Raw genomic sequence first — 15,120 nt, 5'->3', positions numbered from 1 at the left:
TCGCGCCGGCCGGGTGCGGCGTGCAGTAGCGTGGGTGCGCCGGGGCCGGTCGGGCATGATCAGCCCGAGGGTCCGAGCGGAACCGCCGCGCGGGTGACCGGGAAGTGGAGGGACGCGCCGGTGAAGCGGCCGACCATCGCCGACGTCGCCCGACGGGCCGGGGTCTCCAAGGGAGCGGTGTCGTACGCGCTCAACGGGCAGCCCGGCGTGTCCGAGGCCACCCGGCAGCGCATCGTCGCCATCGCCGAGGAGATCGGCTTCAGCCCGAGCAGCGCCGCCCGCGCCCTCTCCGGGGCCACCGCCGCGGCGGTCGGGCTGGCCCTGTGCCGTCCGGCCCGGATCCTCGGCATCGAACCGTTCTTCATGGAACTGATCAGCGGCGTCGAGGCCGTACTCTCCGCCCGGTCGTACGCGCTGACCCTCCAGGTCGTCGCCGACCAGGACGCGGAGATCGCGGTCTACCGGCGCTGGTGGGGGGAACGACGGGTCGACGGGGTGCTCATCTGCGACCTGCGGGTGGACGACCGCCGGGTGCCGGTGCTGGAGGAGTTGCGCCTGCCCGCGGTGGTGATCGGCGGGCCGGGGCACACCGGCGCGCTGCCCAGCGTCTGGTGTGACGACGCCGCCGCGCTCGTCGAGGCGGTGGAGTACCTGGTCGCCCTCGGGCACCGCCGGATCGCCCGGGTCGGCGGGCTGCCCGACCTGCTGCACACCCGGACCCGCACCGAGGCGTTCGAGCGGGTGTGCCGGGAACTCGGCCTGGTCGACGCGGTGACCGTTCCCTCCGACTACACCGGGGAGGAGGGCACCCGGGCGACCCGGCGACTGCTCAGCTCCCCGGGCCGGCCCACCGCCGTCATCTACGACAACGACGTGATGGCCGTCGCCGGGCTCGCGGTCGCTCAGGAGATGGGGCTCGCCGTCCCCGGTGACCTCTCCATCGTGGCGTGGGACGACTCCCCGCTCTGCCGGCTGGTCCACCCGCCGCTGACCGCGCTCGGCCGGGACATCCCCGCGTACGGTGCGCACGCCGCCCGGAACCTGCTGACGGCGATCGCCGGGGAGCCGGTCGGCGCGTTCCAGGACGAGACGGCGCACCTGACCCCGCGCGGCAGCACCGCACCGCCCCGGTCAGGCGAACGGGTCAGGTGACGGGTACTCCTCCAGGAACGCCTCCACCCGCTCGGCGGTCGCCGGGCGGGACAGCGCGAAGCCCTGCCCGTACCGGCAGCCGGCCCGGTACGCCCGGTCGACCTGACCGGCCCGCTCCAGCTCCCGCGCCACGATCTCCAGCCCGAGCCGCCGGCCCAGGTTCACCACCGCGTCGATCAGGGGCTGTTCCGGCTCACCGCCGCCGACCGCCCTCGGGTCGACCTTGACCAGGTCGATCGGCAACTCCCGTAACCGTCGCAGCGAGGCGTGCCCGGCCCGGAAGTCGTCCAGCGCGGTCCGCACGCCGAGGGAGCGCAGCCCGGCCAGCCGCGCCACCACGGTCGGCAGGTCGACGTCGAGCCCGGCCTCGCCGACCTCGACCACCAGCCGGTCGGCCGGCACCCCGTACCGGGCGAGGGTGCCCGCCACCCGGGTGACGAAGTCCGGCGCGGTCAGCTCGGCCGGGGTCACGTTGACCGCCATCCAGAGCATCGGGTGTGTCGCCGACCAGGCGGCGAGCTGCCGGCAGGCCCGGTCCCGCACCCACTGCCCCACCTCGTCGAGCAGACCCAGGTCGGCGGCGACCGGGATCAGCTCGGCGGGGAGCACGGTACCCAGCAGGGGGCTGCGCCAGCGCAGCAGCGCCTCGGTGCCGACCGGCGTCCGGTCGGCCAGCCCGTGCACCGGCTGGTAGACCAGGTCCAGCTCGCCCCGGGCCAGCGCGCCGGCCAGTTCCCGCTCCAGGTCCAGCCGGCGGACCAGCTGCTCCTCGAGGAAGATGTCGTACCACTCGATCCGGTTGCGGCCGAGCTGGCTGGCCCGCCGTCGGGCCAGGTCCGCCTGCCGGAGCACGTCGTCGGCACTACCGGCGGCGGCGTCGGCGAGCCCGATGCTCACCTCCAGCCGCACCTGCGACCCGGGCAGCCGGTACGGCTCGGTGAGCGCGCCGAGCAGCCGGACGGCGAGCCCGTAGGCGGGCACCGAGCCGCTCTCTACGACCACCGCGAACTCGTCCCCGGCCAGCCGGGTGACCAGGTCGTCGGGGCCGGCGACGGCCCGTAGCCGTCGGGTCACCTCGACGAGCAGCTGGTCGCCCGCAGCCGGCCCGCTGCCGTCGTCGACCTCGCAGAGGCCGTGCAGGTCCAGCACGAGCAGCGTGGCGGGTTCCCCCGTCTCGGCTCGCCGGCCGGTCAGCGCCCGGCGCAGCTCGCGCCGGCTCACCAGCCCGGTGGCGGCGAGGGGATGCACCGTGCGCTCCACGCGGTCGGCGGCCGGCAGGGGCGCGCGCTGGGGCAGCAGGAGCATCCCGAGGGTGTGCAGCAGGGCGACGGCGGCGAGCCCGACGGTGGCCACCGCGGCCCGGTCGGCCGGGGTGACCAACGACAGTCCGGCGGCACAGATCGTGGCCACGGCGGCCGCGCCGTCGAGCAGCAGCACGGCCACGACGCCGACGGTCTCCGGCAACGGTACGAGGGCCGGTGGTGGCGGTGCGAGGGACACGGTCGGTCACCTCCGTGGACGGGGCCCGGGGCGGCCGGACATGAGATCAGTACGCCTCTGCTCGCAGCAACGACCCCGGCCGGCATCGGTTACGCTGCGCCGACCGTGACCCCGGTCACCGTCGCGCCGGTGTGGGCCGCCCGACGCCGGGGCCCCGCCCGCGAGGTGGAATCATCGGGGGGTGAGTCGCACCGACACTCTCCGTTTCCGGCACAGCCAGGCCATCCTGGCCGCAGCGGTGGTCGCCTTCATCGGCGCCCTGCCGATCGCCGACGCCCGCTGGTACCTCCTCCCGGTGCTGCTCGTCCCGCTGGTGGTCGCCGTCTGGGCGTGGCGGGCGGGCACCGACGCCGATCCCCGGGAGGTCCGGGTCCGCGCGCTGTTCGGGCAACGTCGACTGCCCTGGGCGCGGATCGCGGAGCTGGCCGCCGACCCGAGGGGACGGGCGGTCGCCCGGCTCGACGACGGCGAGCGGGTCGCCCTGCCGGCGGTGCGCGGTGCCGACCTGCCCCGGCTCGTCGCGGTCACCGGTCAGGCATCCCCGGCCGACACCGACGACTGATCCGCCGGCCGGTGCCTCGACGGCCCGCCGGCCGACGCCGACGACTGGACCGCCGGCCGTGACGGTCGACGACGCGCCGACCGGCACCGGCACCGGCACCGGCCGCCGGAGTACCGGATCCGGTCACCCGGGCCGGGGTCAGTAGCCGTCGGTGACCACGTTCTCCAGCGGCCGACCGGCGACCAGCCGGCGCAGCTGCTCCGCCACCAGTCGGTAGGCCCGGGGCAGCAGGCCGCGTACCGAGCCGGCGACGTGCGGGGTGAGCAGCACGTTGGGCAGCGCCCAGAGCGGGTGGTCGGCCGGCAACGGCTCCGGGTCGGTGACATCCAGGGCGGCGGCGATCCGGCCGGCGGTCAGCTCGGCCACCAGCGCCGGGGTGTGCACCACCGGCCCGCGGGCCGCGTTGACCAGCAGGGCCCCGTCGGGCATCGCGGCGAGGAAGGCCGCGTCGACCAGGCCCCGGGTCGCCCCGGTCAGGGGCACCAGCAGCACGACGACGTCCGCCGCCGGCAGCAGCGCGGGCAGCTCGTCGACGCCGTGCACGCTCTCGTCGGGGCGGGCGGTCCGGGCGACCAGGGTGAGGTCCACCTCGAAGGGCGCCAGCCGGGCCCGCACCGCCGCGCCGATCGACCCGGCGCCGACGATCAGCACCCGCTTGCCGGCCAGCTCGTCGGTCGGGGCCACCGCGTCGTACGCCCACTCGCGCCGGCCCTGGGCGCGGGCGAGCGTGTCGAACCCGCGCAGCCGGGACAGGATCGCGGTGACCACCCACTCGGCGGTGGCGGAGTCGTGCACCCCCCGGGCGTCGCAGAGGGTCACCCCGGCCGGCAGCCGGCCGACCCAGGCGTCCGCCCCGGCGCTGAGCAGCTGCACGACCTCCAGGTCGGGCAACTCGCCGGCCAGCTCGATGACGCCGCCGGCGCTGAGGAACGGTGGCACCCAGAAGCGCACCCCGGCCGGATCGCCCGGCAGCCGGTCCGGGCTCTCGGCGACCTCGACGGTGACGCCGGGCAGCTCGTCGACGAGAGCCCGGCCCTGCTCGTGCGGGATCCATACCTTCACGCTCGCCGACCCTAGCCGTCAGTCCAGCGGCAGGCCCACCGGGGCGGCGGGCAGGTGGATGTCGTACCCGGGCACGCTCGTCCGGGTCACCGGCGTGCCGGTGGTGGCCAGGTGGTCGGCGACCGCCCGGCCCAGCGTGGTGCCGGTGGGCAGCACGTACGCCACCCGGTCGGCTCGGGCCACCCGCGCCGGGTACACCGGATACCGGTCCCAGCCGGCGCGCAGGTCGTCCCCGATGACCCCGCAAGCCAGCCGCTCCCGGGTGGCGAAGACGACCGGGTAGCAGGTCCAGTAGTCGGCGTAGAAGTCCCGGACCCCGAGCCGGTCGAGGGCGACGACGAGGTTTCGCCGTCGCTCGTCGGCGCGGGTCAGGGTGTCCGCCTCGGCGACCACCGTGCCGGTGGCCAGCAGCGCACCGCCGGCCACCGCCGCCAGGCCGGCGCGGGCCGCGAGCCGTGGACCGGCGGGGAGCAGACGGCTGCCGGCCGCCGCCCAGAGCGGCCAGAGCAGCGCCGGCAGGGAGATGAGCAGGCAGGACAGGTAGCGGGAACTCTCCACCGGCGTGTCGCCGGCGGCGGCGCTGGCGGCGTACGCGCCCAGGCTCACCGCCGCCGCCCCGACCAGCGCCAGTCGGCCGCCCTGCCGGATCCGCGCCGCCCGGAGCGCGTCGTCGCGTCCGGGTCCCGCCGGACGCAGGATCCACAGTGCCCGGAGGGCGAGCAGCCCGGCCACCACCAGCAGCAGCGGAGCGACCACCCCCCACCAGAGCTGCCCGCCCGCGCAGCGGCCGGGCGGGCAGAGGCCGGTGCCCATCGGCAGCCCGAACAGCACGCCGCCGTGCAGCCGGTCGGCCCAGTCGCCGGGCGCACCCCCGCCGAGCTGGCGGTAGACGGCGATCGAACGGTGCTCCGGAGCGGCGGTGAGGTTGTGCGCCACGATCGGCAGCAGCCCGACGGCGAGCCCGGCGGCCAGGGCCGCTCCACAGCGTCCGGCCAGCTCCCGGCCGGCACCGGCGAGCAGCAGCGCTCCGGCGGCGGCCACGTACGGCAGGACCAGCCAGTCGTCCCAGAGGGTGAGGCCGGCGACCAGACCGAAGACGGCGAAGGCGGTCGCGCGGCGGCGGACCGCGCCGAGGCCCAGCAGTACCGCGAGCAGGACGAGCAGCGCCCCGGCCGGGTTCATCTCCGGATAGCCGCCACCGGCGATCAACTGGTTCTTGAGGATCCGGTCCGAGCCGAGGGCGAGCAGGCCGACCACGGCGGTGGCGAACCACGGGTGGTAGAGCCGGCGGGTGAGCTGCCACACCAGGACGAGGAAGAGGGCGTAGAGCACCAGGTTCGGCAGCCGCAACGGGACCACGCCCGGACCGGCGAGCGCGAACAGCGGGGCGGCGAGGTACGCCTCCAGCGCACCCATGTAGTGCTGGCCGTAGAAGAAGAGCGGGAACCCGAGTCCCTGGGCGACGTGCATGGCGACCAGGCCGGTGACCGCCTCGTCGCTGTTGGTCGGGGGCAGACCGGCCAGGAGCGCCGCCAGCCGGTAGCCGACCCCGACCGCTCCGAGTGCGAGGGCCGTACGGCCGGGCGAGACCAGCGGACGCCGGGCCGGCACGCCGACCGGTACGGGGTCCTGCGCCGGCCGGTCGATGATCACCACGGCTGACAGTGTCGCAAGTTCGGGGCTTACCAGCTGACATATCAGTCTTTGTCGGCGCGTTTCCCGGGACGCCCCCGGATCACGGCCCGGAACGCCCTGCGGTGAGCGGCTAGTCTGGTCCGGGTGAGCGCTCGTCTCCCGTACCCCCGCATCGGTCGCCTGCGCGCGACGGTGGCGGCGTCCTGCGCGGTGCTGCTGCTGACCACCGCCGGGTGCAGCCTCGGCGAGCCGGAACCCGACCCGGCCGGGGAACCGCCGACCTTCCCGACGCCGTCGGCCACCGCCGCCGAGGAGGGCGGGCAGGAGGTGGTGGCCACGGTGCTGGCCAAGGGGCTGCGGGTGCCGTGGGCGATCGCCTTCCTGCCGGACGGCGGGGCCCTGGTGACCGAGCGCGACAACGGCCGGATCCTCCAGGTCGGGCCGGAGTCCGGGCCGGACGGGCTGAAGGTCACCCCGGTGCAGACCATCGCCGGCGTCGAGGCGTCCAGCGAGGGCGGCCTGCTCGGTATCGCCGTCTCCCCCGACTACGCCACCGACCGGACGGTCTTCGCGTACCACTCCACCGGGCAGGACAACCGGATCGTCCGGTTCACCCTCGGCGGGACGCCCACGCCGATCCTCACCGGCATTCCGGTCGCCGGCATCCACAACGGCGGCGGCCTCGCCTTCGGCCCGGACGGTTTCCTCTACGCCAGTACCGGCGACGGCGGCGACCGTCCGCTCTCGCAGGACGCCAAGAGCCTCGGTGGCAAGATCCTCCGGATCACCCCCGACGGGAAGCCGGCCCCCGGCAACCCCTACCCGAACTCGCCGGTCTGGTCGCTCGGTCACCGCAACGTGCAGGGCATCACCTGGGACGCCGGCAAACGGATGTACGCCGTGGAGTTCGGGCAGAACACCTGGGACGAGGTCAACCTGATCACCAAGGGCGGCAACTACGGCTGGCCGCAGGTCGAGGGGAAGGCCGGCGACCGCCGTTACCGGGATCCGATCGTGCAGTGGCGCACCGGCGACGCGTCCTGCTCCGGCGCGGCGGTGGTGGAGCGGCTGCTGGCCACCGCCTGCCTGCGCGGGGAGCGGCTCTGGCTGGTCGAACTGACCGACACCGGCACCGTGCTCGGCCAGCCCCGGGAACTGCTCACCGGTCGGTACGGCCGGCTGCGGGCGGTGGCCGCCGCTCCGGACGGCTCGCTCTGGGTGAGCACCTCCAACCACGACGGTCGGGGCGACCCGGCCCCGGAGGACGACCGCCTGCTCCGGCTGGTCTTCGCCGGCGGCGGAGGCGGTCGTAGCTGACCTGGGGAGACAGCTACGGGCCACGGCAGGCCGGCAACCCCCGGGTTTACCAAGATCCCCTCTGGGGCAGGTCAGAATCTCACCATGGACGGGCACGACGAGAACACGCGGCAGCGCACCGGGGACGGTCGTCCCCCCGGGCGGGGATGGGTCGGCGCCCTGCGGCGGCTCGGGGTGTGGCTGGCGGTCCTGGCGATCAGCCTGACCGGCACCGCACTCGGCGTCCTCGCCGGTGGTCAGGTCGACACCGACATCGGGCCGTTCCGGGCCCGGATGGCGTTGAGCCCGACGCTCAGCGGCGGCACCACCGTCGACATCCCGCCGCTGGGTGCCCTCCTGTTGGACAGCCACGACGGACCGGCCCACCTCGACGTCGAGCTGGGGGCGCTCGACCAGGGACGGGTCCAGGCGCTGATCGACGATCCGGCGAGCATCAACCGGGCCAGCCAGTCCGCCGTGGCGGACGTCCGCGACGGCGCGTTCCGCCTCGGCCTGCGGACGGTCGGCGCCGCCGTCCTGGTCACCCTGGTCCTGGCCGGACTGGCCTTCCGGGACACCCGTCGTACGGCCTGGGCCGGTGGGCTGGCGCTGGTGGTCACCGCCGGCAGCCTCGGCGTCGCCGCGTCCACCCTCCGGCCGCAGTCGATCGAGGAACCCCGGTACGAGGGGCTGCTGGTCAACGCGCCCGCCATCATCGGCGACGCCCGCCAGATCGCCGACGACTACACCAAGTACGCCGAGCAGCTCAAACGGATCGTCGGCAACGTCAGCCAGCTCTACACCACCGTCTCGGCGCTGCCGGTGTACGAGCCGGACCCGAACACCACCCGGGTGCTGCACGTCTCCGACATGCACCTCAACCCGACCGGCTGGCAGCTGATCCGCACCGTGGTGGAGCAGTTCGACATCGACGTGGTGATCGACACCGGCGACATCACCGACTGGGGCAGCGAGCCGGAGGCGAACTACGTCGCCTCGATCAGCCTGCTCAAGAAGCCGTACGTCTACATCCGGGGCAACCACGACTCGGGGCGGACCGCCGCCGCCGTGGCCCGCCAGTCGAACGCGATCGTGCTGGACAACGCGACCACGACGGTGGCCGGGCTGACCATCGCCGGCATCGGCGACCCGCGCTTCACCCCGGACAAGAGCACCGCCCCGGCCGCCGGCGGCCTCGACCAGCCCACCGCCGACCAGGTGATCACCGTGGGCGAGAAGCTGGCCACCACCGTCCGGGAGTCACCGAAACCGGTGAACATCGCCCTGGTGCACGACCCGGCCTCGGCCGGCCCGCTCTCCGGCACCTGCCCGCTGGTGCTCTCCGGGCACACCCACAACCGGCAGGTCTCGAAGCTCCCCCCGCAGGAGGGGAAGCCGTCGACCCAGCTCATGGTGCAGGGCTCCACCGGCGGAGCCGGGCTGCGCGGGCTGGAGGGCGAGGAGCCGACCCCGCTGTCGATGAGCGTGCTCTACTTCGACGAGAACAAGCTGCTCCAGGCGTACGACGACATCACCGTCGGCGGCACCGGCCAGGCACAGGTCAACCTGGAGCGACGGGTGGTCCGGGACCCGCAGGCCGGCGCGGACGTGCCGGTCACCCCCACCCCCACCCGCTGATCACGGTCCGTAACGCTGGGTGCAGGATGCCAGCGCCGCCCCGACCGGTCACCCTCCGTCACCAGCAGTCGAGCTGATCCGGGTGGGCGACCTCAGCCGGTCAGCGCAGGGAGAGGGCGGCCAGGGCGGCGTTGACGATGCTGCCGGGCAGCAGGTCGTGCAGCTCGTACAGCTCGTGGACGGTGCCGGACTGGCCGAACTCGTCCACCCCGAGCGGCACCGCCGGCACCCCGAGCGCCGAGCCGAGCCAGGCCATCGCGTGCGAGGCCGCGTCGTGCACGGTGACCACCGGGGCCCGGTCGCCGAACGCCGCCCGCAGCACGCCCGGCACGCTCGGCACGCTCGCCGTCCGGACGCCCTGCCGGAGGGTGCGTTGCCAGGCCCGGTAGAGCCGGTCCAGCGAGGTCACGTCGACCACGTGCGCGGCGATGCCCTCCTCGGCCAGTTCGGCCGCGGCGGCGAGCACCTCCGGCAGCACCGCGCCGGAGGCGGCCAGGTGCACCACCGGGGCGTCGGCCAGCTCCGGGTGCGCGTGGTGCGCGTCGACCAGCCGGTACGCCCCGGCGACCGCCTGCCGGCGCAGCACCGCGTCGCCGATCCGGGTCCGGGCCGCCTCGAAGGGCGCCTGGTCGATCGGGCGGGTGCTGAGCCGGAAGTAGTACGCCCCGTCCTCGGTCGGCGCCGCGGTGGTGGTCGGCGTACCACCCCGGGCGATCTGGCCGAGGGCGTCGCAGAGCAGCCAGTCGAGGGTGGTCGCGTAGGCCGGCTCGACGAAGGTGACCCCGGGCAGCTCCAGCCCGACCGAGGCGGTGATGGTCGACTGGTGCGCCCCGCCCTCCGGGGCGAGGGTGACCCCGGACGGGGTGCCCGCCACCACGAACCGGGAACCGGAGTAGGTGCCGTAGAGAAAGGCGTCCAGTCCGCGCAGCACGAACGGGTCGTAGACCGTGCCGACCGGTAGCAGCGGCTGGCCGGAGAGGTCCCAGGCCAACCCGAGCTGACCGAGCAGCAGGAACAGGTTCATCTCGGAGATGCCCAGCTCGATGTGCTGCCCGGCGGGGTGCTGCTCCCAGCGCAGCATCCGGTCCTCGGACCAGGACCGCTGCTTCGTCGGGGCGAACACCCCGGTCCGGTTGATGAACCCGGCGAGGTTGGTCGAGGTGGCCACGTCCGGGGCGGTGGTGACCAGGTAACGGCCCACCTCCTCGTGCCGGGCCAGGTCCACCAGGACCCGCCCGAAGACCTCCTGGGTGGAGATCGGCTTGTTCGCGCGTACCCGGGTGGCCTCCGGGACGGTGACCGGCAGCGCCCGCTCGCGCGGCGGACGGGACAGCGCCTCCCGGCGGGCGTTGGCCCAGATCCCGGCCTTCGAGGCCGGGTCGAGGCGGTCCCACTCGGTCGCGGCGTCCAGCCCGTGCGCGGTGCGCAGGGCGTCGACCTGCTCGGTGCTGAGCAGCGCGGAGTGGTTGCGCGGGTTGCCGGCGATCGGCAGCCCCCAACCCTTCACCGTGTACGCGAAGATCACGCTCGGCCGGTCGGTCACCGCGTCGCACTGGGCGTAGGCGTCGAGCATGGCGGCCAGGTCGTGCCCGCCGAGGTCGGTGACGAGCGGTCCGAGGTCGTCGTCGGAGATGTCGGCGATCAACGCCCCGATGCCGTCGGGCGCGCCGTCGAGGAAGCGGGTACGCAGTGCCTCCCCGGCCAGCCCGAACAGCGACTGGTACTGCTCGTTGGGCATCGCGTCGATCCAGTCGCGCAACGCCGCGCCGCCGGGTCGGGCGTACGCCTCGGCGAGCCGCCGACCGTACTTGACCTCGACGACGTGCCAGCCGGCCGCCTCGAACTGGCCGCGCCACTGGTTGATCCGTACGCCGGGAACCACCCGGTCCAGCGACTGGCGGTTGAAGTCCACCAGCCAGGTCACGTTCCCGAGCGCGGTGGTGGCCGGGTCGGCGACCGCCTCCCAGATGTTCCCCTCGTCCAGCTCGGCGTCGCCGATCAGCGCGACGAAACGGGAGTGCGGACGGGGACCGAAGTGCGCGTCCACGTACCGCCGGGTGACCGCCGCGAACAGCGGTGCCGCCGCGCCGAGGCCGACCGAACCGGTGGAGAAGTCCACCTCGTCCGGGTCCTTGGTGCGCGACGGGTACGACTGGAGCCCACCCCGGGCCCGCAGCTTCGGCAGGTACGACCGGTCCAGGTTGCCCAACAGGTACTGGATGGCGTGGAACACCGGCGAGGCGTGCGGCTTCACCGCGACCCGGTCGGCGGCGTCCAGGTGGGCGAACCAGAGCGCGGTCATCGCGGTCACCAGCGACGCGCTGGACGCCTGGTGCCCGCCGACCTTCACCCCGTCCCCGGTGCGCCGGTCATGGTTGGCGGCGTCCACGATCCGGGTGGCGAGCCAGAGCACCCGCCGCTGGATCTCGTCGAGCACGTCGAGGTCGACATCGGGTGGGGAGGGGTGGACGTTCACCGTTGAACTCCTACCGAGGGGGGTGGGGGTGCGATCAGGGGCCCCGGTTACCGCATGTCGAACAGGGGCCCCTGCTCGCCCGAAACGAGGGCGACCGGCGCCGGCTAGGAGACGCCGAGGCGCTCCAGGACCAGCTCCCGGACGGTCTTGGCGTCGGCCTGGCCACGGGTGGTCTTCATGACCGCGCCGACCAGGGCGCCCGCGGCGGCGACCTTGCCGCTGCGGACCTTCTCCGCGATGTCCGGGTTGGCGGCGATCGCCTCGTCGACGGCGGCGGTGAGCGCGCCGGTGTCCGAGACGACCCCCAGGTTGCGGTTGGTCATGATCTCGGTGGGGCTGCCCTCACCGGCCACCACACCCTCCAGGACCACCCGGGCCAGCTTGTCGTTGAGCTTGCCCGCGTCGACCAGCCCCTGGAGCTCCGCGACCTGGGTCGGGGTGGCGCCGACGTCGGCCAGCTCCACACCGGCCTCGTTGGCCCGCCGGGACAGCTCGCCCAGCCACCACTTGCGGGCGGCGGCCGGGGTGGCCCCGGCGGCCACGGTGGCCTCGATCAGCTCGACCGCGCCGGCGTTGAGCACCGACTGCATGTCGTGGTCGGAGAGGCCCCAGTCCTGCTGGAGCCGCCGGCGGTGCAGGCGGGGCAGCTCCGGCAGGGCGGCCTTCAGCTCGGCCACCCAGGCCGTGTCCGGGGCGAGCGGGACGAGATCCGGCTCGGGGAAGTACCGGTAGTCGGTCGCGGTCTCCTTCGACCGGCCCGAGGTGGTGTCACCGGTGTCCTCGTGGAAGTGCCGGGTCTCCTGGACGATCCGGCCGCCCGAGTCGAGCACCATCGCCTGGCGCAGCATCTCCGAGCGGACCGCCCGCTCCACCGAACGCAGCGAGTTGACGTTCTTGGTCTCGGTGCGGGTGCCCCACTCGGTCGAGCCGGCCGGGTGCAGGGAGGTGTTGACGTCGCAGCGCAGCGAACCCTCCTCCATCCGCACGTCGGAGACGCCGAGGGAGCGGATCACGTCACGCAGCTCGGTCACGTACGCCCGGGCCACCTCCGGGGCGAGCGCCCCGGTGCCGTCGACCGGCTTGGTGACGATCTCGACCAGCGGGATGCCGGCCCGGTTGTAGTCGACCAACGACTCGGTGGCCCCGTGGATCCGGCCGGAGCCCCCCACGTGCAGGCTCTTGCCGGTGTCCTCCTCCAGGTGCACCCGCTCGATGCCGATCCGGACCAGATCGCCGTTCACCTCGACGTCCAGGTAGCCGTCGACGCAGAGCGGCTCGTCGTACTGGCTGATCTGGAAGTTCTTCGGCATGTCCGGATAGAAGTAGTTCTTCCGGGCGAACCGGCACCAGGAGGCGATGGAGCAGTTCAGCGCGAGGCCGATCCGGATGGTCGCCTCGATGGCCGCCTTGTTGGCCACCGGCAGCGAACCGGGCAGGCCCAGGCACACCGGGCAGACCCGGGTGTTCGGCTCGCCGCCGAAGTCGGTCGGGCAGGCGCAGAACATCTTGGTGTTCGTGCCCAGCTCGACGTGGGTCTCCAGGCCGATCACCGGTTCGTAGCGCGCGACGACGTCGTCGTACGCGGGCAGGGTCGTGGTCATCTGAGCTCCAGGCGCGATCCGGACAGAACCTGTCCAGCCTAATCGGGTTACCCGACCGTCCCTCCCCCGGGTTTCGTGGTCTCGTGCTCTGGCCCGCTGAGGTACGGCAACCGCACCGGAGGGTCTTCGTGCAGCCGGCCGGGCTTGAGAGCCTCGACACGTTCAGGCCCGACGGTAGCCGAGACGGGTCAATGCCTGGCGGGTGTCGTCCCACCACCGTCGGTACGCCGGCACCTGGTACAGCCGATCCAGCGAGACAAGCTCGCCCAACTGCACGAAGTGGTCCTCCCGGGAACGGCTGACTCGCTGCGTCAGATCACTCAGCACCCGTTTCGGGTCGGCCAGGTCTTCGACCTGCGCTGGTCTGGCCGGCAGTCCCATGAAACCGTCCGTCCAGCTAGGCACACCGAGCGCGTTGCGCAGCGCGTCGCCATCCGCGAGCAGCCATGCCTCGGTCTCACGCACCGGAATTACTGCGACCAACTGCTCAGCCCGCTCGCCCCACAACTCCCTCAACGGTTGGATCCACTCCCGCTCCACCCGTCTGGGATCCGTGCCCTGGTCACGGTGAAAGAAGATCAGCGAGAAGGCGGCCCGGTTGAGCTCGACAACCTTGATCACGTCTTGGACCGACGACGGACCCTTCCGGTCGCGCAGTACCTGCACGTCCGCCACGTCGACAGCATCTTCGAACTCAGTCATGCAGAGGTATGTGAGCGCTCGGCCGAGCAGCCTCGGCAAAAATTGATCGTCGGTGGGCCCTTCAGAGACCAACGCGGAGGTGAGGTACCGCATCAGTCGCCCAGCTCCGCCTGTACCTCGAACTCGACGATCTCGCTCGGGCTCACCACGTCGGCTACATCCAGCGCCTCATCGAGCGTGAGCTGCTGAGCGCCGGCGATCGCCCGCCAACGGCTGACCCGACTCATCGCATGACCGCGCTGCACGCGACTCACCACGTCCATGAACACGGCATCGGGACGCCGACGGGTCTGGGCCGGCTCCAGTGCGCGGAGGATGGCCGGCGAGTGGCTGCTGAGGATCAACTGGGTGAGGGCCGCACCATCGGACGGGCTGTTCAACGCCCTTTCGACCAGGTTCCTCAGGTAGCGAACGAACTGCGCCAGACGCTGCGGAAAGATGCCGTTCTCCGGCTCCTCGAAGCAGATCAGGCCGGCGCCACGCGGATCGTAGAGCGCCGCCAGCAGGGCGATCGCCCGCAACGTGCCGTCCGAGGCTACCCGCGCGGAGAAGGGCGCCTCGTCCCGAGTAATCACGACCACCTGCCGCTGTCGCCGGGCGTCGTCCTCGCTCAGCTGAACCCGGGTCACCCCGGGAATGACGGCGGCCAAATCTGCCGAAAGGTCGTTGAGAACGCCGTCGGGCCGGTCCTCCGTGCCCGTCTCGTCCGCGAGCCGGCGCAGGGTATTGGCGAGGTGACCGCCGTTCGGAGCCAGGCTGTCTGGATCGTCGTAGGAGTCGGGTGCCCGGAGCGCGCTGGGATCCAGGTGCAGCAACCGCCAGGACTGCATCTCCCGCTTGAGCGCGTACAGCAGCGGAAAGTCCGTGGCGGTGGTCAGGCTGGACAGGACGGTCGCGGTGGCGGCGCTCGCCGGCAGCTTTCGCTTGCGCCCCTGGTTTCCCTGCTGCCTGATGCTGAAGACCGGCCGGCCGAGATCGTCCGTCTCAGTCTCCAAGGGGTCCGCGCCGGACCGGTAGGCTGCCAGCCGCTTCCGCTGCTCAACGGTGCGGTGCTCCATCCAGTCGTCGTCCGCTCGCCGGATCCGGCGGACCACTTCCCGCACCACGTACGGTCGCTGTGACCCGCTCGGGCCGGTCGGCCGCCGCTCGATCGTCAGCTCGTACCGAAGGCGGGAGTGATGGATCTCGGCGGTGTCACCGAAGGCGTCGGTGACCGTACGGCCGAGCAGCACCTCCGCCGCGAACGACATGGTCTCGACGGAGTTGCCGTCAGTGTGCCGGTGGAACAGATCGACGACATCGCCGCGCATGTGCTGGGCGGCCTCCAGCACCGGGTCACCGGCCAGCCGGCTGAGGAACTGGATCGCGTCGAACAGGTTCGACTTGCCGGCCGCATTCCTTCCGATGATGACGAGGAAGGGCGGGATGTCCAGCGCGAAGTCCCGAAACGACTTAAATCCGTCAATCTCGATACGCGTCAGCATCCCGCCCCCTCA

At 73.2% G+C, this 15,120-nt stretch carries 11 protein-coding genes; 4 read left to right on the top strand and 7 right to left on the bottom strand.

Annotation, left to right across the window (positions count from 1 at the left end):
- Positions 1-120 precede the first annotated feature (120 nt).
- Entirely contained in the window at positions 121-1,152 is a 1,032-nt protein-coding gene (locus tag AB0F58_RS17055; RefSeq protein ID WP_357143352.1) for a LacI family DNA-binding transcriptional regulator, read from the top strand.
- On the opposite strand, the gene AB0F58_RS17050 is transcribed toward AB0F58_RS17055, so the two are convergent.
- Positions 1,132-2,652, bottom strand: coding sequence for a GGDEF domain-containing protein (locus tag AB0F58_RS17050; protein ID WP_357143350.1), 1,521 nt, complete (start codon positions 2,650-2,652; stop codon positions 1,132-1,134). The genes AB0F58_RS17055 and AB0F58_RS17050 overlap by 21 nt on opposite strands.
- 181 nt (positions 2,653-2,833) lie before the next feature.
- Here AB0F58_RS17050 and AB0F58_RS17045 point away from each other — a divergent pair, with 181 nt between their 5' ends.
- Complete coding sequence (locus AB0F58_RS17045) at positions 2,834-3,214, top strand: PH domain-containing protein (RefSeq protein WP_357143348.1); 381 nt, start codon at positions 2,834-2,836, stop codon at positions 3,212-3,214.
- 138 nt (positions 3,215-3,352) lie between these two features.
- Here the strand turns inward: AB0F58_RS17045 and AB0F58_RS17040 are convergent, their stop codons facing one another.
- Together AB0F58_RS17040 and AB0F58_RS17035 are read right to left on the bottom strand one after the other, a co-directional pair.
- The gene (locus AB0F58_RS17040) at positions 3,353-4,276 is read right to left on the bottom strand and encodes a 2-hydroxyacid dehydrogenase (RefSeq protein ID WP_357143346.1); all 924 of its coding nucleotides are present in this window, start codon (positions 4,274-4,276) and stop codon (positions 3,353-3,355) included.
- 18 nt (positions 4,277-4,294) lie between these two features.
- Positions 4,295-5,932, bottom strand: a complete 1,638-nt coding sequence (locus AB0F58_RS17035) for a hypothetical protein (protein ID WP_357143344.1) — start codon at positions 5,930-5,932, stop codon at positions 4,295-4,297.
- Between the two features lie 123 nt (positions 5,933-6,055).
- Between AB0F58_RS17035 and AB0F58_RS17030 the strand changes: the two genes are divergently transcribed.
- Both AB0F58_RS17030 and AB0F58_RS17025 read left to right on the top strand, forming a co-directional pair.
- The gene (locus AB0F58_RS17030) at positions 6,056-7,228 is read left to right on the top strand and encodes a PQQ-dependent sugar dehydrogenase (RefSeq protein ID WP_357143342.1); all 1,173 of its coding nucleotides are present in this window, start codon (positions 6,056-6,058) and stop codon (positions 7,226-7,228) included.
- An 84-nt stretch (positions 7,229-7,312) separates the two neighbouring features.
- Complete coding sequence (locus tag AB0F58_RS17025; RefSeq protein WP_357143340.1) at positions 7,313-8,845, top strand: metallophosphoesterase; 1,533 nt, start codon at positions 7,313-7,315, stop codon at positions 8,843-8,845.
- Positions 8,846-8,945: 100 nt separating this feature from the next.
- On the opposite strand, the gene AB0F58_RS17020 is transcribed toward AB0F58_RS17025, so the two are convergent.
- The 4 genes from AB0F58_RS17020 to AB0F58_RS17005 all read right to left on the bottom strand — a co-directional run bounded on the left by AB0F58_RS17020 (position 8,946) and on the right by AB0F58_RS17005 (position 15,108).
- Positions 8,946-11,321 (bottom strand): pyruvate dehydrogenase, encoded by a 2,376-nt coding sequence (locus tag AB0F58_RS17020; protein ID WP_357143338.1) that lies wholly within the window; start codon positions 11,319-11,321, stop codon positions 8,946-8,948.
- A gap of 104 nt (positions 11,322-11,425) precedes the next feature.
- Entirely contained in the window at positions 11,426-12,922 is a 1,497-nt protein-coding gene (gatB, locus tag AB0F58_RS17015; protein ID WP_357143336.1) for an Asp-tRNA(Asn)/Glu-tRNA(Gln) amidotransferase subunit GatB, read from the bottom strand.
- 162 nt (positions 12,923-13,084) lie between these two features.
- On the bottom strand, positions 13,085-13,717 hold the full coding sequence (locus AB0F58_RS17010; protein WP_357143334.1) for a DUF4276 family protein: 633 nt from the start codon (positions 13,715-13,717) through the stop codon (positions 13,085-13,087).
- Positions 13,717-15,108, bottom strand: a complete 1,392-nt coding sequence (locus tag AB0F58_RS17005; RefSeq protein WP_357143332.1) for an AAA family ATPase — start codon at positions 15,106-15,108, stop codon at positions 13,717-13,719. The genes AB0F58_RS17010 and AB0F58_RS17005 overlap by 1 nt, the downstream gene beginning before the upstream one ends.
- Positions 15,109-15,120: the final 12 nt, after the last annotated feature.

Source organism: Micromonospora sp. NPDC023956 (assembly GCF_040639195.1).
In the GTDB taxonomy this organism is placed as follows: Bacteria; Actinomycetota; Actinomycetes; order Mycobacteriales; family Micromonosporaceae; genus Micromonospora.
The sequence above is the reverse complement of the archived record's forward strand: the minus strand, read 5'-3'. Positions and strand labels throughout refer to the sequence as shown.

Excerpts from the sequence above, each read along its gene's own strand:
- AB0F58_RS17010 (WP_357143334.1), bottom strand. The coding sequence starts at position 13,717 with ATGCGGTACCTCACCTCCGCGTTGGTCTCTGAAGGGCCCACCGACGAT.
- gatB (WP_357143336.1), bottom strand. The coding sequence starts at position 12,922 with ATGACCACGACCCTGCCCGCGTACGACGACGTCGTCGCGCGCTACGAA.
- AB0F58_RS17005 (WP_357143332.1), bottom strand. The coding sequence starts at position 15,108 with ATGCTGACGCGTATCGAGATTGACGGATTTAAGTCGTTTCGGGACTTC.
- AB0F58_RS17025 (WP_357143340.1), top strand. The coding sequence starts at position 7,313 with ATGGACGGGCACGACGAGAACACGCGGCAGCGCACCGGGGACGGTCGT.